Origin of the sequence: Serratia sp. 1D1416 (genome assembly GCF_003641105.1) — a bacterium.
Lineage (GTDB): Bacteria > Pseudomonadota > Gammaproteobacteria > Enterobacterales > Enterobacteriaceae > Serratia > Serratia ficaria.
On the sequence record NZ_CP032738.1, the window covers coordinates 1,422,201 to 1,445,163 of the forward strand.

Here is a 22,963-nt window from a genome sequence, read left to right on the forward strand (position 1 = left end):
AAATGAATGAAAATGCGACATAAATGCGAAAGGAAGTAACAGAATATTTGGGCGCAACCGTTTGCTTTTGCGGGGCGGATGATTAAAATGCCCTCTTTGCCGTTTCTGGAAACGCCACACCATGACCATGTCATCCTCCGAGCTTGATGCCGTGCAAAAAGCCGCCGCCACGCCCCGCACCAGTGAACTGATTTATCGCCTGGAAGATCGCCCGCCGCTGCCGCAAACGCTGTTTGCCGCCGGCCAGCATCTGTTGGCGATGTTCGTGGCGGTGATCACCCCGGCCCTGCTGATCTGTCAGGCGCTTGGCCTGCCGGCGCAGGATACCCAGCACATCATCAGCATGTCGTTGTTCGCTTCCGGTCTGGCTTCCATTCTGCAAATCAAAACCTGGGGGCCGGTCGGCTCCGGGCTGCTGTCGATTCAGGGCACCAGCTTCAACTTCGTTTCACCGCTGATCATGGGCGGCCTGGCGCTGAAGAACGGCGGCGCCGACGTACCGACCATGATGGCCGCGCTGTTTGGCACCCTGATGGTCGCCTCCTGCACCGAAATCCTGCTGTCGCGGGTGCTGCACCTGGCGCGCCGCATCATCACCCCGCTGGTCTCCGGCATCGTGGTGATGATTATCGGCCTGTCGCTGATTCAGGTTGGGCTGACGTCGATCGGCGGCGGCTATGCCGCGATGAGCGATCACAGCTTCGGCGCACCGAAAAACCTGCTGCTGGCCGGCGCGGTGCTGGCGGTGATTATCCTGCTGAACCGCCAGCGCAACCCTTACCTGCGCGTCGCCTCGCTGGTGATCGCCATGGCGGTCGGCTACCTGCTGGCCTGGGCGATGGACATGCTGCCGGCCGGCCAGCCGGCGCCGCAAACGGCGGCGATCACCATCCCGACGCCGCTGTACTACGGCCTGGGCTTTGACTGGAACCTGCTGCTGCCGCTGATGCTGATCTTTATGGTCACCTCGCTGGAAACCATCGGCGACATCACCGCCACCTCCGACGTCTCCGAGCAGCCGGTCAGCGGCCCGCTGTACATGAAGCGCCTGAAAGGCGGCGTGCTGGCCAACGGCCTGAACTCGATGCTGTCGGCGGTGTTCAACACCTTCCCCAACTCCTGCTTCGGCCAGAACAACGGGGTGATCCAGCTGACCGGCGTCGCCAGCCGCTACGTCGGCTTCGTGGTGGCGCTGATGCTGATCGCGCTGGGGCTGTTCCCGGCGGTGGCCGGTTTCGTCCAGCACATTCCCGAGCCGGTGCTCGGCGGCGCCACCATCGTGATGTTCGGCACCATCGCCGCCTCCGGGGTGCGCATCGTGTCGCGCGAACGCCTGAACCGCCGCGCCATCATGATCATGGCGCTGTCGCTGGCCGTCGGCATGGGCGTGTCCCAGCAGCCGCTGATCCTGCAGTTCGCGCCGGACTGGCTGAAAACCCTGCTGTCTTCCGGCATCGCCGCCGGCGGCATTACCGCCATCGTGCTGAACCTGGTGTTCCCGCACGAGCACGAACAGAAATAATTCGCCCCCCTTCCTCGCCAAACGGCCGCCCGCGGCCGTTTTTTATTGTCTATCAGACCATTGCACTTGAGATGCCCGGCCAATTGCGGCATAAACAGGGTATCTTTTTTGACCGATGCGGATGTAGACGATGAAATTTATCGGAAAACTGTTGCTGACGTTGCTGCTGATCGCCGTGCTGGCCATCGTGCTGCTGTACGTGGTGGGGCAAACCCGCTGGGCGGCGAGCCGGTTGAGCGATTGGGTCAGCGACAACGGCGAATACCGCCTGTCGGTAGGGAAAATCTCGCACTCGTGGAGCCAGCCGGGCCAAATCAGCCTGGAGGACGTCCAGCTGGCGAGAAACCATCAGCCGCAGGCGTTGGTGGCCAAAAAGGTCGATCTGGGCCTCAGCCTGCGCCAGCTCACCGAGCCGCGCTATTTCCACAGCGTCACGCTGCGCGACGGCACGCTCAATATCCAGCCGCAGGCGGCGGCGCTGCCGCTGCATGCCGAGGTGCTGCAGCTGAGCAACATGGCGCTGCAGTCCGGCGATGCAGACTGGCGGCTCAACGCGCAGAAGGTTAACGCCGGCATCACGCCCTGGCAGCCCAAGGCCGGTCACCCGCTGGGGGAAAACAATCAATTCCAGTTCAGCGCCGGCTCGATGACGTTGAACGGCATTCCCGCCTCGCAGGTGCTGGTACAGGGTGAGCTGAAACAGAACCGGCTGTTGCTGAGCAACTTCGGCGCCGATCTGTCGCAGGGCGATCTGACCGGGGTGGCCAGCCGCGCCGCCGACGGCAGCTGGCAGGTGGAACGCCTGCGGCTGAGCGGCGTGCGCATGCAAACGCCATTGACGCTGGAACAGTTCATGCGGCGCTTCAGCCAGCTGCCGCCGGTGACCCTCAAACGCGTTGATCTGATCGACGCGCGGCTGGAAGGCAAGGAATGGGCGTTCAACGATCTCGACCTGTCGCTGCAAAACGTCAGCGTCAAGCAGGGCGACTGGAGCAGCCGGGACGGTTCGCTGAACTTCAACGCCAGCGACATGATCAACGGCGGCTTCCACCTGATCGACCCGATCATGACGATGCGGCTGTCGCCCGCCGGCATCGCCATCCAACAGTTCACCACTCGCTGGGAAGGCGGCCTGCTGCGCACCTCCGGCAGCTGGCTGCGCGCGACCAAACGCCTGCAGTTGGACGAAGTGGCCATGGCGGCGCTGGAATACACCTTGCCGCTCAACTGGCGCCAACTCTGGCTGAAACCGTTGCCGGACTGGCTGGCGGAGGTTTACGTCACCAGGCTGACCACCAACCGCAATCTGATCATCGATATCAACCCGGATTTCCCGTTCCAGATCACCGCGCTGGACGGCTACGGCAGCAATCTGCTGCTGGCGCGCGAACATCAATGGGGCATCTGGTCCGGTGCGTTGAACCTGAACGGCAGCGAAGCCACCTTCAACAAGATCGACGTGCGCCGCCCTTCGCTGGCGCTGACCGCCGACGCGGGGCAAATCGACATCACCGAGCTCAGCGCCTTTATGCCGCAGGGTTTGCTGGAGGCCAGGGCCAGAGTCGAACAGCTGCCGGGAAAACCCTTCCAGCTGTCGCTGAATGGCCGCTCGGTGCCGGTGAATACGTTGCAGCAGTGGGGGTGGCAGCCGGTGCCGCTGACCGGCGACGGCAATCTGCAGCTGCAGTTGAAAGGGTTGCTGAACAGCGACGGGCCGTTCAAAGACTCGCTGAAGGGCACGCTGCAGGCCACCGCCGGCGAGCAGTCGGTCAGCCAGCAGCTGCCTTGACGCCAAACGGCCCCCGCAGCGGGGGCCGGGCAATCAATGCTCTAGCGGCTCACAGCCACCCTGATCCAGAGGAACCTCCGGCTCGGCCGGCAACACCATGTAGGTGCCTTCAAATACCGCGCCTTTATCGTCATCGCCGAACAAATGCACCTCAGCCTGCACGCGCGCGCGGCGGCCGCGCGCCAGACGCGCCAGATCGCCGCTCAGTGAGCCGAGATCCGCCACCGCTCGCGGCCGGCCGGTGATCGGTTTGCTGTAACGAATATGCGCGTCGGCCAAGATGATGGTGCCGCCCAGATGGCGCTCGCGCAGCAGCAGCCAGATCAATCCCCAGGCGGTCAAGGTAGCCAGCGAGAACAGGCTGCCGGCGAACAGCGTATGGTGCGGGTTTTGATTGCCGGTTTCCGGCATGGTGGTGACGAAGCGCTGCCCGGTGTATTGGCTGATGCGCACGCCCATCTTTTCGCTCAGCGGGATATGATCGTACCAGGCCTGCTGCAGCTGGCCGCACCAGTCGGGGCGGTGCAGAATATCGTCCAGCGTCGCCACCGGCTTTATCATCAGAAAGTGCCGAATGGGGGTGGTCTGCGGCGCCGTGATCTCGCCCTGATTGACGAAGCCCAACTTGCCGAAGAAATCCACCGCGTCCTCGCGAGCGCTACACACCACGCGTTTAACGCCTTCCTGCCGCGCCACGGATTCCAGGGTCATCGCCACCAGCGTGCCCAGCCCTTTGTCCTGCACCGTAGGGTCGACAGCCAGGAAGCGGATTGCCGCCTCGTTGTCGGCATTGATATACAGCCGCCCAATGGCGACAATTTTTCCGCCCTCGTCCACCACCATTTGGTGATGCGCCATGGCGTCATAGGCATCCTTTTCCGAACCCACCGGCTGGTGCAGCGGCTTGCGCAGCATTTCCCAGCGAAACTGGTAATAATCCTTCAGTTCTTGCTCTGTTACGGGTACTCGTAGGTGATACATAGACGCCTTATCTCCGAATGCTTAAACCTGTAGCCAGAATGTCACCGGCCCATCGTTCACCAACGCCACCTGCATGTCGGCGGCGAACTCGCCGGTTTGGGTCGCTACGCCGCGCTCGCGGCACTGGCCAACAAAATATTGATACAGCCGATCGGCGGCCGAAGGCTCCGCGCCGCGCGAGAAACCGGGCCTCATGCCCTTGCGGGTGTCCGCCGCCAGGGTGAACTGCGATACCACCAGCACGCTGCCTCCCGCCTGCTGGACGTTGAGATTCATCTTGTCGTGCTCATCGCCGAAGATGCGGTAACCCAATACGCGCTCACACAGGCGCTCGGCCTTTTGCTCGTTATCGTCCTGTTCCACGCCCAATAACACTAACAAACCGGGGCCAATCTTGCCTACCGTCTCTCCCTTGACCGTAACGCTGGCGTTCAACACCCGCTGAATTAACGCAATCATAACTCCTGCCCTTCCTGATGCTGTTCTTGTTGTTCCGCCTTCTGGCGGCGGTAGTCGCGGTATTCGCCGATAGTGACGGTGATTTCCGCGCCAAGCAACACGATACACCAGCTCCAGTAGACCCACAGGAATAAAATGGGGATCACCGCCAGCACGCCGTAAATCAGCTGATAGGACGGGAACATGGTGACGTACAGCGCAAACCCCTTCTTGCCCAGTTCGAATAACAGCCCGGCCACCAGCGCGCCGATCAGCGCGTCTTTCGGCGGCACCCGCACCGTCGGCACGATGCAGTACAACAGCCAGAACGAGATCCACGACAGGATCAGCGGAAAAATGCGCAGCACCTGATCCACCAGGCTGTTAACGCCGGTTTGCGCCAGCCAGTTAAGCGACAGCAGGTAGGAGCTGATGGCCATGCTGGCGCCCACCAGCAGCGGCCCCAGGGTCAGCACCATCCAGTACACCGCGAAGGAGAAGACGATCGGCCGCTTGTTCTTGCTGCGCCAGATGGTGTTCAGCACGCTGTCTACCGAAGAGATCAGCAGCAGCGCGGTGACGATCAGCCCGCAGGTGCCGACGGCGGTCATCTTGTTGGAATTGGCGACAAACTGTTCCAGATAACTTTGGATCACGTTGCCGGCGGCCGGCATGAAATTGGAAAAAATGAAGCTTTTCAGCTGCACGCTGATGTCGGAAAACATCGGGAACGCGGCAAACAGCGCGAACACCACGGTGACCAGGGGCACCAGCGACAGCAGCGATACATAGGCGAGATGGCCCGCCAGCATGGTCAGGCCGTCGCTGTCGACGCGCTGGATCAACAGCCGGCCGAAGGTGACGCCGGGTTTAATCGCAGAAGGCAGCTTCTTGCGGCGGAAAAACGACATGCTCGCTCCTTGATGTCAGTTTTACCCGTTGCAGCCTGCGGGCGAATAGGTGAAACAAGGGCGCTGCAGCGGGTATGCACGCCTTAAGCTTAACGCGTCGCGCTCATTGGGCAAAATAGGCCGGCACCACGTCGCGATCGGTCACGTGCACCGCCTTGATCCCCAAGGCCTGCGCGGCGGCGACGTTCGCCGGATGATCGTCGAAGAACACCGCGTTCTCCGCAGCGGCGTTTTCCGCGTTCAGCACGTGCTGATAGATAGCGGCGTCCGGCTTGCGCATGCCGAGATCCTGCGACAGATACAGATGGTCCGCCGCGGCGGCCACTTCAGGATAGTGCTGCGGCCAGTAGTTGCAGTGCAGGCGGTTGGTGTTCGACAGCACCACCACCCGGTGGCCTTCGCCGCGCAGGCGTTGCATGATGTCGATCACCTCCGGGCGCAGGGCGACGAATACCGCCTGCCAGCCGGTGGCGAACTGTTCGAAACTGAGCGCGATGCCCATCTCCTCACACAGCTTGCCGGCAAAGTCTTCGTCGCTGATTTCACCGCGCTCGTGCTGCTGGAACACCTCACCCATGGTGAAACGATCGGCCAGCACCGCCAGCGGCGTGCCGCTCAAATTGCTCCATACACCCAGTACACGTTTGAAATCGATATCGACGATCACATTACCTAAATCAAAGATATACAGCATAGTCCTCTCCTGATGGGCCGGTGAGATTTCACTGTAGCGGGAAAAAGAGGGGCTGAACAGGGAACGAACGGAAAAGCGCATAGCGCGCCGCACAAACGGGGAATGACAGAGGAAAAAACTCAGGGCGCAATGATGAACTGCGCCCTAAGCATGGACCACTAAATCAGCGATTACGCGTCTTTAGGACCGCGGCTGGCACGCTTACGATCGTTCTCCGTCAGGTGACGCTTGCGGATACGGATCGAGGTTGGCGTCACTTCTACCAGTTCGTCGTCATCGATGAATTCCAGAGCTTGCTCCAGGGTCATTTTGATGGCGGGAACCAGGGTAGTCGCTTCGTCGGTACCGGAAGCACGCATGTTGGTCAGTTTCTTGCCGGTCAGGCAGTTCACGGTCAGGTCGTTGGAGCGTGAGTGAATACCGATGATCTGGCCTTCATACACTTCCGCGCCGTGGCCGAGGAACAGCTTGCCGCGATCTTGCAGACCGTACAGGGCGAACGCTACCGCTTTACCCTGACCGTTGGAGATCAGCACGCCGTTCTGACGCTGGCCCACTTCACCCTGACGGACGTCGTCGTAGTGGCTGAAGGTGGAATACAGCAGACCGGTACCGGAAGTCATGGTCATGAATTCGTTACGGAAGCCGATCAAGCCGCGGCTTGGGATCACGTAGTCGAGACGCACGCGGCCCTTACCGTCCGGATCCATGTTTTTCAGGTCGGCTTTACGCTCACCCATGGCCTGCATCACCGAGCCCTGATGCTGCTCTTCGATGTCCAGCGTCACGTTTTCGAACGGCTCTTGTTTGCGGCCGTCGATTTCACGGAAGATAACTTTCGGGCGGGATACCGCCAGTTCGAAACCTTCACGACGCATGTTTTCGATCAGCACGGACAGGTGCAGCTCGCCACGGCCTGAAACGCGGAACGCGTCGGCATCTTCGGTTTCTTCAACGCGCAGCGCCACGTTGTGCACCAGTTCCTTGTTCAGACGCTCAAGGATTTGGCGAGAAGTCACGAATTTGCCTTCTTTACCGCAGAACGGCGAGGTGTTGACGTTGAAGAACATGCTGACGGTAGGTTCATCAACGGACAACGCCGGCAGCGCTTCAACGGCGTTGGTGTCGCAGATGGTGTCGGAGATGTTCAGCTCGCCCAGACCGGTGATGGCGATGATGTCGCCAGCTTCGGCCAGAGAGGACTCGATACGCTCCAGACCCATGTGACCCAGCACTTTGCCCACTTTACCGTTGCGAGTTTTACCTTCGCTGTCGATGATGGTGACCTGCTGGTTTGGCTTCACTTTACCGCGCTTGATGCGGCCGATGCCGATCACGCCCAGGTAGTTGTTGTAGTCCAGCTGCGAGATCTGCATCTGGAATGGCGCTTCCAGCTCAACCTGCGGCGCGGACACGTGGTCGACGATCGCCTGATACAGCGGGGTCATGTCTTCCGCCATGTCGTTGTGGTCGTTGCCGGCGATGCCCATCAGTGCGGATGCATAGATGATTGGGAAATCGAGCTGCTCGTCGGTCGCGTCGAGGTTAACGAACAGGTCGAACACCTGATCGACAACCCAGTCAGGACGCGCGCCAGGACGGTCAACCTTGTTGATTACCACGATCGGCTTCAGACCGTTGGCGAAGGCCTTCTTGGTCACGAAGCGGGTTTGCGGCATAGGGCCATCCATTGCATCCACAACCAGCAGCACCGAGTCGACCATTGACATCACACGCTCTACCTCACCGCCGAAGTCGGCGTGTCCTGGGGTATCCACGATGTTGATGCGGTAGTCTTTCCAATTAATGGCGGTGTTTTTTGCGAGGATGGTAATCCCACGCTCTTTCTCCAAATCGTTGGAGTCCATTACGCGTTCGGTGGCTTCTACACGCTCTCCGAAAGTACCGGATTGTTGCAGCAGCTTATCAACCAGGGTGGTTTTACCATGGTCAACGTGGGCAATAATGGCGATGTTACGCAAATTTTCGATCACAGCTTTGCCTCAGGCATTAGAAATAGCGCGCTATTGTACACGTATTAAGCGAGGTACTAAACAAGATCACAACCATCTCTTATAAACAACTGCGTACAGGTCAGTTTGTGATCCCTTTCACGGTGCAAAAAGTCGCCATCGACGCACTTTTGCACCATTTCGGTGCCACCGCCCACTCAATTTGCACTATTGTGGTGCATTGCATCACTGATGGTGCATACTGGGTTTGTGCAAAACCCGCACAGAAAGGCGATGAAAGCCCTTTTGAAAAGTTGGCACAGTTTTCGCTTTAGTCTTTTCAAGGCGAAAAAAAGCCAGTTCCACAGATTCGTTCCACGACGACGACAATGATAAATCCGGGAGAGTTAAGTATGTCCGCTGAACACGTTTTGACGATGCTGAATGAGCATGAAGTGAAATTCGTAGACCTGCGTTTCACTGACACCAAGGGTAAGGAACAACACGTCACCATCCCTGCTCATCAGGTGAACGCCGACTTCTTCGAAGAAGGCAAAATGTTTGACGGCTCCTCGATCGGCGGTTGGAAGGGCATCAACGAATCTGACATGGTGCTGATGCCGGACGCCAGCACGGCGGTACTGGATCCGTTCTTCGAAGAATCCACCCTGATCATCCGCTGCGACATTCTCGAGCCGGGCACCATGCAGGGCTACGACCGCGACCCGCGCTCCATCTCCAAGCGTGCGGAAGACTTCCTGCGCTCTTCCGGCATCGCGGATACCGTGCTGTTCGGGCCGGAGCCAGAATTCTTCCTGTTCGATGACATTCGTTTCGGCAGCAGCATCCGCGGTTCCCACGTGGCCATCGACGATATCGAAGGCGCATGGAACTCCGGCACCACCTACGACGGCGGCAACAAAGGCCACCGCCCGGCGGTGAAAGGCGGTTACTTCCCGGTTCCTCCGGTCGACTCTTCGCAGGACATCCGTTCCACCATGTGTCTGACCATGGAAGAAATGGGTCTGGTGGTTGAAGCGCACCACCACGAAGTGGCCACCGCAGGTCAGAACGAAGTGGCTACCCGCTTCAATACCATGACCAAAAAAGCCGACGAAATCCAGATCTACAAATACGTGGTGCACAACGTGGCGCACGCCTTCGGCAAAACCGCGACCTTCATGCCGAAGCCAATGTTCGGCGACAACGGTTCCGGCATGCACTGCCACATGTCGCTGTCCAAGAACGGCACCAACCTGTTCGCCGGCGACAAATACGGCGGCCTGTCTGAAACCGCCCTGTTCTACATCGGCGGCATCATCAAGCACGCCAAAGCGATCAACGCCCTGTCCAACCCGACCACCAACTCCTACAAGCGTCTGGTCCCGGGCTACGAAGCGCCGGTGATGCTGGCTTACTCAGCGCGTAACCGCTCCGCCTCCATCCGTATTCCGGTGGTCGCCAGCCCGAAAGCGCGCCGTATCGAAGCCCGCTTCCCGGATCCGGCGGCCAACCCATACCTGTGCTTCGCCGCACTGCTGATGGCCGGCCTGGACGGCATCATCAACAAGATCCACCCTGGCGACGCGATGGACAAAAACCTGTATGACCTGCCGCCGGAAGAAGAAGCCGAGATCCCAAAAGTGGCGGGCTCGCTGGATGAAGCCATGGCCGCACTGAACGAAGACCGCGAGTTCCTGACCCGCGGCGGCGTGTTCACCGACGATGCGATCGATGCTTACATCGAACTGCGCAAAGAAGAAATGGACCGCGTGCGCATGACGCCACACCCGGTTGAGTTCGAACTGTACTACAGCGTTTAAGCCAGACCGCGCCGTCTGCGGACGGCGCCCAAATTTTAGTTGTCGTTTTTTTGTTGCCGTGGAAACTTTCAGCCCATCTTCGGATGGGTTTTTTTCTCCACCGTATTTTCTGCAAAACTATTCCGTACCGCGCCCTTCGGGGATGGAGTAGGATAGACGCACTAAAAAGGTGCAGGAGTCTGCTGTATGGCAACTGGCAAGCTGCCCGACGCAGGGCAGATCCTCAATTCTCTCATCAACAGCATTCTGCTGTTGGATGACTCTCTGGCGGTTCATTACGCCAACCCGGCGGCACAACAGCTGCTGGCGCAAAGTTCCCGTAAACTTTTCGGTACGCCGCTGCCCGATTTGCTCGGCTATTTTTCGCTGAACGTCGATTTGATGCGTGAGAGCCTCCACGCCGGCCAGGGCTTCACCGACAACGAAGTGACTCTGGTGGTCGACGGACGCGCGCATATCCTCTCCCTGACCGCTCAGGCGCTGCCTGAGGGCTATATCCTGGTCGAGCTGGCGCCGATGGACAACCAACGCCGCCTGAGCCAGGAACAGCTGCAGCATGCGCAACAGGTGGCCGCCCGCGATCTGGTGCGCGGTCTGGCTCACGAGATCAAAAACCCGCTGGGCGGCCTGCGCGGCGCAGCGCAGCTGCTGGCCAAGGCGCTGCCCGATCCGGCGCTGACCGAATACACCAAGGTGATCATCGAACAGGCCGATCGCCTGCGCAACCTGGTCGACCGCCTGCTGGGGCCTCAGCGGCCGGGCCAGCACATCACCCAGAGCATTCACCAGGTGGCGGAGCGCGTTTGCCAGCTGGTGTCGCTGGAGAAACCGGATAACGTCACCCTGGTGCGCGACTATGATCCGAGCCTGCCGGAAATGGCCCATGACCCGGACCAGATCGAGCAGGTGCTGCTGAACATCACCCGCAATGCGCTGCAGGCGCTGGGCGAAGCCGGCGGCACCATTACGCTGCGCACCCGCACCGCGTTCCAAATCACCCTGCACGGCACCCGTTATCGGCTGGCGGCGCGCATCGATATCGAAGATGACGGCCCCGGCGTACCGGCGCAGCTACAGGATACCCTGTTCTACCCGATGGTCAGCGGCCGTGAAGGCGGCACCGGCCTGGGGTTATCCATCGCCCGCAATCTGATCGATCAGCATTGCGGAAAAATTGAATTCAACAGTTGGCCAGGCCATACCGAGTTTTCGGTCTACCTGCCCATTCGTCAGTGAGGTTTGCTATGCAACGAGGGATAGTCTGGATCGTCGATGACGATAGCTCCATCCGCTGGGTGCTTGAACGTGCGCTCACGGGAGCCGGTGTCAGCTGCGCCACCTTCGACAGCGGCAATGACGTGCTGGAAGCCTTGGCCACGCAAACTCCCGACGTATTGCTGTCCGATATCCGCATGCCGGGGATGGACGGTTTGGCGCTGCTGAAACAGATAAAACAGCGTCACCCGATGCTTCCGGTCATCATAATGACCGCGCATTCGGATCTGGACGCCGCCGTCAGCGCCTATCAGCAAGGCGCCTTCGATTACCTGCCGAAGCCGTTTGATATCGATGAAGCGGTGGCGCTGGTCGAACGCGCCATCAGCCACTATCAGGAACAGCAGCAGCCGGCGCGCAGCCAGCCTGCCAGCGATCCGGCGGCGGACATCATCGGCGAAGCCCCGGCGATGCAGGACGTGTTCCGCATCATCGGGCGCCTGTCGCGGTCGTCGATCAGCGTGCTGATCAACGGCGAATCCGGCACCGGCAAAGAGCTGGTGGCCCATGCGCTGCACCGCCACAGCCCGCGCGCCAAATCGCCGTTTATCGCCCTGAATATGGCCGCCATTCCCAAAGATCTGATCGAGTCCGAGCTGTTCGGCCACGAAAAAGGCGCGTTCACCGGCGCCAACCAGATCCGCCAGGGGCGCTTTGAACAGGCCGACGGCGGCACGCTGTTTCTCGACGAGATCGGCGACATGCCGCTGGACGTGCAGACGCGCTTGCTGCGCGTGCTGGCGGACGGCCAGTTCTACCGGGTCGGCGGCTATGCGCCGGTCAAGGTCGACGTGCGCATCATCGCCGCCACCCACCAGAATCTGGAGCTGCGGGTGCAGGAGGGCAAGTTCCGTGAGGATCTGTTCCACCGCCTGAACGTGATCCGCGTGCACTTGCCGCCGCTGCGCGAGCGGCGTGAGGACATTCCGCGGCTGGCGCGCTACTTCCTGCAGGTTGCGGCCAAAGAGCTGGGCGTGGAGGCGAAAAACCTGCACCCGGAAACCGAAACCGCCCTGACTCGCCTGCCCTGGCCGGGCAACGTGCGCCAGTTGGAGAACACCTGCCGCTGGCTGACCGTGATGGCCGCCGGGCAGGAGGTGCTGATTCAGGATCTGCCGGGCGAGCTGTTTGAAACCGCCGCGCCGGAAAGCGCCGGGCACAGCCTGCCGGACAGCTGGGCCACGCTGTTGGCGCAGTGGGCCGATCGCGCGCTGCGTTCCGGTCATCAAAACCTGCTGTCGGAGGCGCAGCCGGAAATGGAGCGCACCCTGCTCACCACCGCTTTGCGTCATACGCAGGGACATAAGCAGGAGGCCGCACGGCTGCTGGGCTGGGGGCGCAACACCCTGACCCGCAAGCTGAAAGAGTTGGGAATGGAATAGGTGGCGGCGCCGATGATAAAAAACGCAATCCGGCGCACAAAAAATCGACGGTGCCAGGCTTTACAGCCCGTGCGGGCGCAGTATGATCGGGTCGCACACTCTGGAGGCTGACGATGCTGGATTCATTCATCGCATTCATTTCCCAAGGCGCGGAACTGGGTTCCGCCGCCGGCCACACCCCGCAGGCGGCCGTTGCCGCGCTGCTGTGCGCCGCGCTGCTTAACTTCTTCAGCTAAAAAAACAGCCGCATCAGCGGCTGTTTTTTCATCGTCAAATCACCCGGGAAAATTGTTGATTGCGCGCCTGCTGGCGCAGGTAGATATCGAAGCACATGCAAATGTTGCGGATCAGCAATCGGCCGCGCGGCGTCACGCGAATGCCTGTTGCATCACGCTCCACCAGCCCATCGCGCTCAAACGGCGCCAGCAGTTGCAGATCCTCGGCAAAATAAGCGGCGAAGTCGACGCCGTATTGCCGCTCGACAGCCTGATAATCCAGCCCGAAGTTGCAGATCAGCGTTTTGATCACATCGCGCCGCAGACAGTCGTCTTCCGTCATCGCCAGGCCGCGCCACAGCGCGTGGCCCTGCGCCTCTACGCTGCCGTAGTAGCTCTTCAGCTCTTTCTGGTTCTGCGCATAGCTGTCGCCGAGCATGCTGATGGCGGAAACGCCCAGCCCCAGCAGATCGCTGTCGCCCTGGGTGGTGTACCCCTGGAAATTGCGGTGCAGCTTGCCTTCGCGCTGGGCGATCGCCAGCTCGTCGTCCGGGCGCGCAAAGTGGTCCATGCCGATAAACCGGTAGCCGGCGCCGGTCAGGAACGCGATGCTCTGCTGCAGGATATCCAGCTTCTGCCGGGCGCTGGGCAGATCGGCATCCTTGATTTTGCGCTGGGCGGCGAACAGGCTCGGCAAATGCGCATAATTGAACACGCTGAGACGATCCGGCGCCAGCTCCGCCACCCGTTGCAGCGTGAAGGCGAAGCTTTCCGGCGTTTGCTTCGGCAGGCCGTAGATCAGATCGATATTGGTCGAACGGAAACCGAGCGCCTTGGCGCGGGCGATCAGGGCAAAAATGAAATCTTCATCCTGCTCGCGGTTGACCAGCTGCTGTACCTGTTTGTTGAAATCCTGCACGCCCATGCTCAGACGATTAAAGCCCTCGCTGCGCAAGTGATCGAGCACGTCCAGCTCAATCTCGCGCGGATCCACTTCAATCGACATTTCCGCGTCGGGCAGAAAGTCAAAATGCTGGCGCAACAACGCCACCAGCCGGCTGATTTGCGCTTTGGTCAGGTAGGTCGGCGTGCCGCCGCCCCAGTGCATCTGCCCCACCTGGCGGCCGGCAAACAGCGGCGCGCGCTGGGCTATCTCATGCGCCAGCATCTGCAGATATTCATCAGCCTTGTGCGTCTGGCGAGTCACCAGCTTGTTGCAGCCGCAGAAATAACACAGCTTATGGCAAAACGGGATATGCACGTACAGCGACAGCGGACGATCGGGGTAACGCACCGCGGCGCGTTGAAACGCCGCTTCGTCGTAGCGCTGGTTAAACTCCAGCGCCGTGGGGTACGAGGTGTAACGCGGCCCCGAATAGTTATATTTTTGGATCAGGGCCAAATCCCAGACGATTGCCTGCTCTGACATGCTGCTCACTCCTTCCGACATTTTTTTCTACCGGGCCGGGAAATGGGCAGTTGTCTACGCTGTCTGGCCGCGGAAGCGCTGCGAAAACGCGCTTTGCGCTTAGACAGCCGCCACAGTTTACCGAATAACCACAGCAGATAACACATCAAGAGTAGGGCTATTGTCGGGATCGGCCACATGACGCGTTAAAATACGTCTTTCGGGTTACCGCCTTTCAGCAGCTTCAGGATGTCCTCCTGTTTTTCTTCTTCTTCGTCGTCTTCGTCTTCACCCAGCTCGATGCCCAACAGCTCCATCAGTACATCGATGCGGTCCAGCGTCTGATCGACATAGGCCTGCTCTTCGGCATTCAGCGTTTCGCCGTCGTCGATGCGATCCAGCAATGCATCCAGGCGTTCGTCATTTTCCAGCTTCGCCAGCTCTTCTTCCGGCGACAGGCGCGGTTTGGCCTCGGCCTTCGGTTTCGGCTGCGGCTTGGCTTTCGCCTTGGCGTCAACCACCAGCGCTACCGGCACCTTGCTGCCGATGCGCGGATCTTTGGCCTGTGCGGCTGATTTGTTTTTCTGGCTGTCGGATTCAACCTGGGTGCGGGAGCCGGAAGCATGACCGCGGCGCTTTTTCAGACGCTTGCGCTCGCGGGCTTCCTGATCGAGCTCCACACGGCTTTTCTTTTTCGTTTTCGGCTTCGCCGCGCTGCTGCGAGGCGCGCGAGGTGCTTTTGATGGCTGGTTCATGGCTTACGCTCTTAGGTATGTAGATTCAGTATAGAATTGCGGCGGAATCTAGCAGAAAGCAGACAAAGAAAAAAGGCGGCAGGTTAAACCTGCCGCCTATTTCGCACCTTCTTGCGAAGGTTATTTCTGCTACGCGCTCCATGCGCACACGCAACATCCCGGTTTTTCCCTCTGCTATAACCGCATTCCCTGCCACTACGTCCTTCATCCTGAAAGGAAAATCCTCCATGGCGCAATCCGTTCGCATCCGCTCTTCCTGAGCGCGCATCCTGCGGGCGTCCTCACTGCAATAACTTCACCATCCCTGTGCCATTTCGCGCATTCAGGTGCGAAAGGGGTCAATTCCTTCTGTACTCATCCTGGCACTCATTGCACGTCCGGTGCGTTCCCTGAGATTTTTCATCCGTCCCGGATGTTCCCTAATCCTGCGCAACCCTGCGTTAACCGCTACTTTACGTTATTGCCCCGGCGGCTCAAGGTACTTACCGCCGTTTACCGCGCCGCTGGTGCGCAACGGAAAATTAATTGTTTGTTTTTTAACGAAAAGAATAAAAACCACTTTCGAATAAAGCGACATTACCCTCGATTCGAATGGCAAATGTCTCACAGGCTTCGCCCGGCATAACTGCCACTCCCTGCTGGCCAGCCGCTTAAAAACAGAGAAACACACCATTTTTACCGCTGATGCAGTTATAATCGCCAACCAGTTAGCCATCCTCACGGAGACGAAAAATTTTGACCAGCAAGAATTACAATTATCATGTGACCCACTTCGTCACCAGTGCGCCCGATATTCGCCATCTGCCGGGGGATGAAGGTATTGAAGTCGCGTTCGCCGGCCGCTCCAACGCCGGCAAGTCCAGCGCGTTAAATACCCTGACCAACCAAAAAAGCCTGGCGCGAACCAGTAAAACGCCGGGACGTACCCAGCTGATCAACCTGTTCGAAGTGGAAGAAGGCATTCGCCTGGTCGACCTGCCGGGCTATGGCTATGCCGAAGTGCCGGAAGAGATGAAGCGCAAATGGCAGCGCGCGCTGGGTGAATACCTGCAAATGCGCAACTGCCTGAAAGGCCTGGTGGTGCTGATGGATATTCGTCACCCGCTGAAAGATCTCGACCAGCAGATGATCCAGTGGGCGGTCGACGTCGGCACCCCGGTGCTGGTGTTGCTGACCAAGGCCGACAAGCTGGCCTCGGGCGCGCGCAAGGCGCAGCTCAACATGGTGCGGGAAGCGGTGCTGCCGTTTATGGGCGATATTCAGGTTGAAGCCTTCTCTTCACCGAAAAAAATCGGCGTCGACAAGCTGAGCCAGAAGCTGAATACCTGGTTCAATGAGATCCCGCCGGAAGTGCTGCCGGAAGAAGACGCCGACGGCGAGTAAAATCGTCCGGCACGTCGTCAGAGCCGATGCGGTAACGCATCGGTTTTTTTATGCGCGTCTTTCGGCGATAACTGCGCTTTTTTGTTATCTAATTACAATTCTGACAAAAAGCCATCATAAAAACTTATCGGATAAATTGAACTCCCTGCCCGGATATCGGGGCTGGCGAGCTGGCGAGGCGATGGAAAAAGCGGCGGGCGAGATAGGGAAAACTTATGGTTTTTCGCTGTTTTTACAATAAAAAACGCCCCAGTCAATACTGACTGGGGCGGCTAAATATTCAGCCAAATCCGATTACGTGAAGTAAAAGGTCTGAAAGATAGAACATCTTACCTCTGTACCCTACGTCTGTAACTCTACCTCATTTTTTCGCAGGGCAAAAGAATTTTTTGTAGTTTACTTACACAATTTAACGCTCAAGAATGGCGAAGTTGCGGAAACAATCGCCGCATCTTGTAGCTTAATTACGAAAAGTGCTTAGGTTATCGCCAGTTAGCGCATCTGGCGATAACCGGGCGATCAATGCGCTTCATCCCAGTTGATGCCCACGCCGACATCCACCTTCAGCGGCACCGCCAGCGCCATGCTGCTTTCCATCAGTTCGCGGATGCGATCGCTGGACGCTTCAATCACCGATTCATGCACCTCGAACACCAGTTCATCGTGTACCTGCATGATCATGCGCACCAACGGCTGCTCCTGCCCCTGCAGCCAGGCGTCGACTTCGATCATCGCCCGCTTGATAATATCCGCGGCGGTGCCCTGCATCGGGGCGTTGATCGCCGCGCGCTCTGCGGCCTTGCGGCGCATGCCGTTGCTGGAGCGCACGTCCGGCAGGTACAAGCGGCGACCGTCCAGAGTGCTGACGTAGCCCTGCTCAGCGGCCTGCTGACGAGTGCGTTCCATGTAATCCAGCACCCCGGGGTAACGCTCGAAGTAGAGGTCCATATAGCGCTGGGCTTCGCCGCGCGGGATCCCCAGCTGGCGCGCCAGGCCGAAGGCGCTCATGCCGTAAATCAGGCCAAAGTTGATCGCTTTGGCGCTGCGGCGCTGCTCGCCGGTAACTTTGTCCAGCGGCACGCCAAACACCTCGGCTGCCGTAGCGCGGTGAATGTCTTTACCCTCGGCAAAGGCCTTCAGCAGCCCTTCGTCCTGCGACAGATGCGCCATGATGCGCAGTTCGATTTGCGAATAGTCGGCCGCGACGATGCGGTAGCCCTCGGGCGCGATAAACGCCTGGCGAATGCGCCGGCCTTCGTCGTTGCGCACCGGGATGTTCTGCAGGTTCGGATCGCTGGACGAGAGACGCCCGGTAGCCGTTACCGCCTGATGATAAGAGGTGTGCACCCGACCGCTGACCGGATTGATCATCAGCGGCAGCTTATCGGTATAGGTGGTTTTCAGCTTCGCCAGGCCGCGGTACTCCAGGATCACCTTAGGCAAAGGATAATCCAGCGCCAGCTCGGCCAGCACCTCTTCATTGGTCGATGGCGCGCCGCCCGGGGTTTTCTTCAGCACCGGCAGCTTTTGCTTCTCATACAGGATCGCCTGCAGCTGTTTGGTCGACGCCAGGTTAAAGGGTTCTTCCGCCAACTCATGCGCCTGAATTTCCAGCTCGCCGAGGCGCTTGGCCAGCTCCTGCGAATGGGCAGCCAGGATAGCCGGGTCGATCAGCACCCCGGTACGTTCGATATGCGACAGCACCGGCAACAACGGCATCTCAATCTGATTGAACACCGTCAGCAGTTCGGCGCTTTGCTGCAGCTGCGGCCACATCGCCAAATGCAGCTGCAGCGTGACGTCGGCGTCTTCCGCGGCGTAGGGCGCCGCCTGCTCCAGGGCGATTTGGTTGAACGTCAGCTGGTTTTTGCCCTTGCCGGCGATCTCTTCAAAGGTGATGGTCTTATGGCCCAAATAGCGGTCGGCCAGGCTGTCCATATCATGGCGGCCGCCGACGCTGTCCAGCACGTAGGATTCGAGCATGGTGTCGAAGGCGATGCCGCGCATATTAATGCCATAGCGCGCCAGCAGGCTCATATCGAACTTCAGGTTTTGCCCGACCTTCAGCGCCTTTTCGTCTTCCAGCAGCGGTTTGAGCGTTTCCAGCACATAGGCGCGATCCAGCTGCGCAGGCGCGTCCAGATAATCATGCGCCACCGGCAGGTAGGCGGCTTCGCCCGGCGCCACGGCGAACGACAGGCCAATCAGGTTGGCGCTCAGGGTGTCCAGGCCGTCGGTTTCGGTATCAAAGGCGAACACCTCGGCCTTTTTCAAGCGCTGCAGCCAAACGGCGAAGGTGTCTTCGTCCAGAATGGTGACATAGCCGTCCTGGGACAGTCTCGCTTCCGCTGCGGCCTTTGGCGCTTCCGGCGCGGCGGCGGCGGGTTTCGCCGCACCGGCGGTTCTCACCCCGGCGCCTTTTTTGTTTTCCAGCCAGACGCCGGCTTCCACATCCGCCAGCCAGCGTTTGAATTCATATTGTTTGAACAGCTGCTGCAGCACGTCGGCGTCCGGTGCGGACACCTCCAGATCGGCGCAGGAGAGTTCCAGCTCGACGTCGGTCTTGATCGTCGCCAGCTGGTAAGAGAGGTAGGCCACCTCTTTATTTTGCTCCAGCTTGGCGGCCATGGTCTTGGCGCCGCGGAAGCTGAGCGTGGCGATGCTGTCCAGGTTGCCGTACAGCGCATCCAGTCCGCCCACGCCCTGCAGCAGCGCCTGGGCGGTTTTCTCGCCCACGCCCGGCACACCCGGGATGTTATCCGAGGCATCGCCCATCAGCGCCAGGTAGTCGATAATCAGCGCCGGCGGAATGCCGTACTTGTCGCACACTTCCTGCGGACCGAGAATGCTGTTGTTCATGGTGTTGATCAGGGTGACGTTCGGCGTGACCAACTGCGCCATGTCTTTGTCCCCGGTGCTGATCAACACCGCATGGCCGGCTTTTTCCGCCTCCAGCGCCAGGGTACCGATAACGTCGTCGGCCTCTACGCCTGGCGTGACCAGCAGCGGCAGCCCCATCGCCTTGACCATTTTGTGCAGCGGCTCGATCTGCGCCCGCAGATCGTCTGGCATCGGCGGCCGATGCGACTTGTACTCTGCGAACAGCTCATCGCGGAAGGTTTTCCCTTTGGCATCAAACACCACCGCAACGTGGCTGGGCTGGTACTGCAGCAACAGGCTGCGCAGCATATTCAGCACGCCGTACATCGCTCCGGTCGGCTCGCCCGCCGAGTTGGTCAGCGGAGGGAAAGCGTGGTAAGCACGGTAGAGGTAGGAGGAACCGTCAACCAGGATTAATGGGTTTTCTGCAATCTGGGCCATAGCGTTTCTTTATCGTGATCGGACATAGCGGTAAGCATGCCATAGGTGGCCGCCGGAGACGAACCTTAGCGTGCATTACGGGTGAAAATGATGGGATTGTGCGAGAGGATCCACAAGATCCCTGCTGTGGATAACTTTGTGCATAGAAAAGATAACGGATTATAACGATGCGATCATCGTTATAATTAAGAATAAAATTCCTATTGAAATCACTGCGTTAAATGAATGGTTTTTACCGACGGATAATTATCGGCTTTTATTCAATTTGTGGATATAACTTGCATCGGATTTTAATCGCGCTATTAATCAAATTCAGCGCCTCAATTACCATAGCACAAGATGAGCAGGTTGCACGAAAACCCAGCAAATGACTATTTCGCCCCGGCGGGAAAACAGTGATTTTTAGCGGCGCTTTCCTTTGGCGGTTTCTGTTAAAATATTTTTTTGTTCATGCACTCCGCCATGTAACGATGTTCCCATAAACCGTCAGCCCATAACCATGCCAAAATTGTTAGCCCCTGTTATTTTTATCATTTCTGCCATGCTTACCATTTTGGTGACGGTGCTGTGTTCGATCCCCATCACGCTGGCCGGTATCGTAAAGCTATTGGTGCCCATCCCCGCCGTTTGGCGGCGTATCTCCGCCTTTGCCGATTTTATGATGTGGTGCTGGTGCCAGGGGCTGGCGCTGTTATTGCGCATTAACTGGCGGCTGCGTTGGGATATTGAAGGTCTCGAAGGGCTGGAACGTAAAAACTGGTATCTGCTGATCAGCAATCATGAAAGCTGGTCGGATATTGTGGTGCTGTGCGTATTGTTCAGAAACCATATCCCTATGAATAAATATTTCCTCAAGCAGCAGCTGGCCTGGGTACCCTTCGTCGGCTTGGCCTGCTGGGCGCTGGATATGCCGTTTATGAAACGCTACTCGCGCGCCTATTTGCTCAAGCATCCGGAAAGGCGCGGCAAGGATATCGAGACCACGCGCCGCTCCTGCGAGAAGTTTCGCCAGCGGCCGACCACCATCGTCAATTTTGTCGAGGGCTCGCGCTTCACCGAAGCCAAGAAAATTAAAACCCGTTCACCCTATCGCAATTTGCTGGCGCCAAAAGCCGCCGGCATCGCCTTTACGCTGAGCGCATTGGGCAGCCAGTTCGACAAGGTACTGAATGTCACCCTGCTTTATCCGGAAAATAACGCCCATCCCTTTATGGATATGCTGTGCGGGCGGCTGACGCGTATCGTGGTGAGAATCGAAATGCTACCGATCGATGAGACCATGCATGGCGACTACTTCAATGACAAGCTGTTCAAACGGCGTTTCCAACTGTGGCTGAACAGGCTGTGGCAGGAGAAAGATCGGCTGTTGGATAAACTGAAACGCCAATATGGATAAAAAAACGCCGGCGCTGAGCCGGCGTTTTTCATTTTAAATCACGGTTACTTCTGCTGGCTGAGGAATTTAACCACGTCAGCAAACTGCTTCACGTAGGCATCCATCGAGCTGGTGTCCAGGCCGTCGTTTTTAACCATGTATTTGCCATTAACAAATACCGCCGGCACGCCGCGCAACTGCAGATCTTCCGCCGCTTTTTCCTGCTGAACCACCAGGGATTTCACCACGAAGCTGTTCCAGGCCGCATCATAGTCCGCCGCGCTCACGCCCGCTTTCACGAACACATTGCGGATATCATCCGGGGTTTGCACCGTCTGGGTCTTCTGCACCGCTTCAAACATCAGCGGGCTGACCTTGTCTTCTACGCCCAGCGCCATCGCAACCGCCCAGGCCTGGGTCAGCTGCTTGCCCAACGGGCCCAGGAACTCAACGTGGTATTTGGTCATCTTGGTGCCGACAGGCAGCGCCTTTTTCACGTTTTCAGACACGTGATAAACCTGCTCGAACTGATAGCAGTGCGGGCAATAGAAGGAGAAGAACTCCAGCACCTGCGGCTCGCCGGTTACCGGCTTGTCCAGAGTCACGTATTGCGTACCATCGCTAAACTGCGCGGCAGAGGCGCTGAACGCCATCACCATGCCAACGAGCGCCAACCATATTTTCTTCATAAGACTAAACTCTCCATTATGTTAAAGCTTCAATACATTGGCGTCAGCTGCAGCGGGGGCTCCTGCAACAGCTTAACCTGTTCAGTGAAAGCCGCGGTCTGAGATAACCAGAAATCAGACTCCGCCATCCACGGAAAACTTTTGGGGAATGCCGGATCCTGCCAGCGGCGCGCCACCCAGGCCAGGTAATACACCATGCGCATCGCCCGCAGCGGTTCGATCAACGCCAGTTCGCGCTGATCGAACTCGGCAAACTCGGCGTAGGCTTCCAGCAAAATATCCAACTGCATCAAGCGATCGCGGCGCTCGCCGTGCAGCAACATCCACAGATCCTGCACCGCCGGGCCATTGCGCGCGTCATCAAGATCGACGAACAGCGGGCCATCGCGCCACAGAATATTGCCTGGGTGGCAATCGCCGTGCAAACGGCGCGGCTGCCAGTCCAGGCGCCAATGTTGCTTGATAGCCTCGATCAGGCGGTCTGTCGCCTTCAGGAAGGCGTCGCGCTGCGCATTCGGCAACAGCGCGCAGTTCGCCAATACCTGGCGCGGCGCAGTGAGATATTCCTCCACGCCCATCGTCGGGCGTTCGGCAAACAGCCTTTCGCCTCCCACCTGATGAATACGCCCGAGAAAACGGCCTACCCATTCCAATTGATCCAGATTATCAATCTCGTACTGCCGCCCACCTACGCTGGGGAAAACGGTAAAGAAGAAACCGCCATAGGTATGCAGCGTACTGCCCTGCAGCGCCAACGGCGCTACCGCCGGGATCTCCGCCTGAGCAAGATCCAGGGCAAACTGATGTTCTTCACCGATCTGCTCCGCGCTCCAGCGCTCGGGGCGGTAAAACTTCACCACGTAACGTTTACGATCTTCGTCCATAAACTGATAGACGCGGTTTTCATAGCTGTTCAGCGCCGTCAGCCCGGAATCGACGCGCAGGCCAACCCCTTCGAGCGCATCCATAATCAGATCGGGCGACAGGGTTTCAAAATTAAAGGCAGAGTTATTCATAACGTTCGCTTGGTAACCGCAGGGTGCCGGGAAT

Annotated in this window: 19 protein-coding genes; 8 read left to right on the forward strand and 11 right to left on the reverse strand. The window is 58.7% G+C overall.

What is annotated here, in order from left to right; all coding sequences use genetic code 11:
• Positions 1-121 precede the first annotated feature (121 nt).
• On the forward strand, positions 122-1,522 hold the full coding sequence (locus D7I37_RS06805) for an NCS2 family protein (protein WP_129543478.1): 1,401 nt from the start codon (positions 122-124) through the stop codon (positions 1,520-1,522).
• 130 nt (positions 1,523-1,652) lie between these two features.
• Complete coding sequence (locus tag D7I37_RS06810) at positions 1,653-3,311, forward strand: AsmA family protein (protein WP_129543479.1); 1,659 nt, start codon at positions 1,653-1,655, stop codon at positions 3,309-3,311.
• 33 nt (positions 3,312-3,344) lie between these two features.
• Here the strand turns inward: D7I37_RS06810 and fabY are convergent, their stop codons facing one another.
• The 5 genes from fabY to typA all read right to left on the reverse strand — a co-directional run bounded on the left by fabY (position 3,345) and on the right by typA (position 8,329).
• Positions 3,345-4,292, reverse strand: coding sequence for a fatty acid biosynthesis protein FabY (gene fabY / locus D7I37_RS06815; protein WP_061799640.1), 948 nt, complete (start codon positions 4,290-4,292; stop codon positions 3,345-3,347).
• 21 nt (positions 4,293-4,313) lie between these two features.
• Entirely contained in the window at positions 4,314-4,751 is a 438-nt protein-coding gene (gene dtd, locus D7I37_RS06820) for a D-aminoacyl-tRNA deacylase (protein WP_061799642.1), read from the reverse strand.
• Positions 4,748-5,641, reverse strand: coding sequence for a virulence factor BrkB family protein (locus D7I37_RS06825; protein ID WP_129543480.1), 894 nt, complete (start codon positions 5,639-5,641; stop codon positions 4,748-4,750). The genes dtd and D7I37_RS06825 overlap by 4 nt, the downstream gene beginning before the upstream one ends.
• Before the next feature lie 103 nt (positions 5,642-5,744).
• Positions 5,745-6,335, reverse strand: a complete 591-nt coding sequence (gene yihX, locus D7I37_RS06830) for a glucose-1-phosphatase (protein WP_061799644.1) — start codon at positions 6,333-6,335, stop codon at positions 5,745-5,747.
• A gap of 170 nt (positions 6,336-6,505) precedes the next feature.
• Positions 6,506-8,329, reverse strand: coding sequence for a ribosome-dependent GTPase TypA (typA, locus tag D7I37_RS06835; RefSeq protein WP_061799646.1), 1,824 nt, complete (start codon positions 8,327-8,329; stop codon positions 6,506-6,508).
• Positions 8,330-8,700: 371 nt separating this feature from the next.
• On the opposite strand from typA, the gene glnA reads away from it, so the two are divergent.
• The 4 genes from glnA to D7I37_RS26980 all read left to right on the forward strand — a co-directional run bounded on the left by glnA (position 8,701) and on the right by D7I37_RS26980 (position 13,003).
• Complete coding sequence (glnA, locus tag D7I37_RS06840) at positions 8,701-10,110, forward strand: glutamate--ammonia ligase (RefSeq protein WP_061799648.1); 1,410 nt, start codon at positions 8,701-8,703, stop codon at positions 10,108-10,110.
• Positions 10,111-10,296: 186 nt separating this feature from the next.
• A complete protein-coding gene (gene glnL / locus D7I37_RS06845) occupies positions 10,297-11,346 on the forward strand; it encodes a nitrogen regulation protein NR(II) (protein WP_061799650.1) in 1,050 nt (349 codons plus the stop codon).
• Positions 11,347-11,354: 8 nt separating this feature from the next.
• The gene (gene glnG / locus D7I37_RS06850) at positions 11,355-12,767 is read left to right on the forward strand and encodes a nitrogen regulation protein NR(I) (RefSeq protein WP_061799651.1); all 1,413 of its coding nucleotides are present in this window, start codon (positions 11,355-11,357) and stop codon (positions 12,765-12,767) included.
• Positions 12,768-12,880: 113 nt separating this feature from the next.
• Complete coding sequence (locus D7I37_RS26980; protein ID WP_145957260.1) at positions 12,881-13,003, forward strand: YshB family small membrane protein; 123 nt, start codon at positions 12,881-12,883, stop codon at positions 13,001-13,003.
• A 34-nt stretch (positions 13,004-13,037) separates the two neighbouring features.
• On the opposite strand, the gene hemN is transcribed toward D7I37_RS26980, so the two are convergent.
• The 3 genes from hemN to D7I37_RS06875 all read right to left on the reverse strand — a co-directional run bounded on the left by hemN (position 13,038) and on the right by D7I37_RS06875 (position 15,848).
• Entirely contained in the window at positions 13,038-14,411 is a 1,374-nt protein-coding gene (gene hemN, locus D7I37_RS06855; protein ID WP_061799652.1) for an oxygen-independent coproporphyrinogen III oxidase, read from the reverse strand.
• Positions 14,412-14,596: 185 nt separating this feature from the next.
• On the reverse strand, positions 14,597-15,145 hold the full coding sequence (gene yihI, locus D7I37_RS06865; RefSeq protein WP_073970346.1) for a Der GTPase-activating protein YihI: 549 nt from the start codon (positions 15,143-15,145) through the stop codon (positions 14,597-14,599).
• Between the two features lie 457 nt (positions 15,146-15,602).
• Positions 15,603-15,848 carry a hypothetical protein gene (locus tag D7I37_RS06875; RefSeq protein ID WP_129543481.1) on the reverse strand — a complete coding sequence of 82 codons (246 nt, stop codon included), beginning with the start codon at positions 15,846-15,848 and terminating at the stop codon, positions 15,603-15,605.
• Positions 15,849-15,880: 32 nt separating this feature from the next.
• Between D7I37_RS06875 and yihA the strand changes: the two genes are divergently transcribed.
• Positions 15,881-16,528 carry a ribosome biogenesis GTP-binding protein YihA/YsxC gene (gene yihA / locus D7I37_RS06880; RefSeq protein WP_061799654.1) on the forward strand — a complete coding sequence of 216 codons (648 nt, stop codon included), beginning with the start codon at positions 15,881-15,883 and terminating at the stop codon, positions 16,526-16,528.
• A gap of 519 nt (positions 16,529-17,047) precedes the next feature.
• Here the strand turns inward: yihA and polA are convergent.
• Complete coding sequence (gene polA, locus D7I37_RS06885; RefSeq protein ID WP_095099868.1) at positions 17,048-19,849, reverse strand: DNA polymerase I; 2,802 nt, start codon at positions 19,847-19,849, stop codon at positions 17,048-17,050.
• A 499-nt stretch (positions 19,850-20,348) separates the two neighbouring features.
• Here polA and D7I37_RS06890 point away from each other — a divergent pair, with 499 nt between their 5' ends.
• The gene (locus tag D7I37_RS06890; RefSeq protein ID WP_061799657.1) at positions 20,349-21,245 is read left to right on the forward strand and encodes an acyltransferase; all 897 of its coding nucleotides are present in this window, start codon (positions 20,349-20,351) and stop codon (positions 21,243-21,245) included.
• 44 nt (positions 21,246-21,289) lie between these two features.
• Here D7I37_RS06890 and dsbA read toward each other — a convergent pair whose 3' ends face one another.
• Both dsbA and D7I37_RS06900 read right to left on the reverse strand, forming a co-directional pair.
• Positions 21,290-21,913 (reverse strand): thiol:disulfide interchange protein DsbA, encoded by a 624-nt coding sequence (dsbA, locus tag D7I37_RS06895; protein WP_061799658.1) that lies wholly within the window; start codon positions 21,911-21,913, stop codon positions 21,290-21,292.
• Positions 21,914-21,942: 29 nt separating this feature from the next.
• Positions 21,943-22,929, reverse strand: a complete 987-nt coding sequence (locus tag D7I37_RS06900) for a serine/threonine protein kinase (protein WP_061799659.1) — start codon at positions 22,927-22,929, stop codon at positions 21,943-21,945.
• Positions 22,930-22,963: the final 34 nt, after the last annotated feature.

Coding starts and splice junctions, on each gene's coding strand:
- D7I37_RS06805 (WP_129543478.1), top strand. CDS start 122: ATGACCATGTCATCCTCCGAGCTTGATGCCGTGCAAAAAGCCGCCGCC.
- D7I37_RS06810 (WP_129543479.1), top strand. CDS start 1,653: ATGAAATTTATCGGAAAACTGTTGCTGACGTTGCTGCTGATCGCCGTG.
- fabY (WP_061799640.1), bottom strand. CDS start 4,292: ATGTATCACCTACGAGTACCCGTAACAGAGCAAGAACTGAAGGATTAT.
- dtd (WP_061799642.1), bottom strand. CDS start 4,751: ATGATTGCGTTAATTCAGCGGGTGTTGAACGCCAGCGTTACGGTCAAG.
- D7I37_RS06825 (WP_129543480.1), bottom strand. CDS start 5,641: ATGTCGTTTTTCCGCCGCAAGAAGCTGCCTTCTGCGATTAAACCCGGC.
- yihX (WP_061799644.1), bottom strand. CDS start 6,335: ATGCTGTATATCTTTGATTTAGGTAATGTGATCGTCGATATCGATTTC.
- glnA (WP_061799648.1), top strand. CDS start 8,701: ATGTCCGCTGAACACGTTTTGACGATGCTGAATGAGCATGAAGTGAAA.
- glnL (WP_061799650.1), top strand. CDS start 10,297: ATGGCAACTGGCAAGCTGCCCGACGCAGGGCAGATCCTCAATTCTCTC.
- glnG (WP_061799651.1), top strand. CDS start 11,355: ATGCAACGAGGGATAGTCTGGATCGTCGATGACGATAGCTCCATCCGC.
- D7I37_RS26980 (WP_145957260.1), top strand. CDS start 12,881: ATGCTGGATTCATTCATCGCATTCATTTCCCAAGGCGCGGAACTGGGT.
- hemN (WP_061799652.1), bottom strand. CDS start 14,411: ATGTCAGAGCAGGCAATCGTCTGGGATTTGGCCCTGATCCAAAAATAT.
- yihI (WP_073970346.1), bottom strand. CDS start 15,145: ATGAACCAGCCATCAAAAGCACCTCGCGCGCCTCGCAGCAGCGCGGCG.
- polA (WP_095099868.1), bottom strand. CDS start 19,849: ATGGCCCAGATTGCAGAAAACCCATTAATCCTGGTTGACGGTTCCTCC.
- D7I37_RS06890 (WP_061799657.1), top strand. CDS start 20,349: ATGCCAAAATTGTTAGCCCCTGTTATTTTTATCATTTCTGCCATGCTT.
- dsbA (WP_061799658.1), bottom strand. CDS start 21,913: ATGAAGAAAATATGGTTGGCGCTCGTTGGCATGGTGATGGCGTTCAGC.
- D7I37_RS06900 (WP_061799659.1), bottom strand. CDS start 22,929: ATGAATAACTCTGCCTTTAATTTTGAAACCCTGTCGCCCGATCTGATT.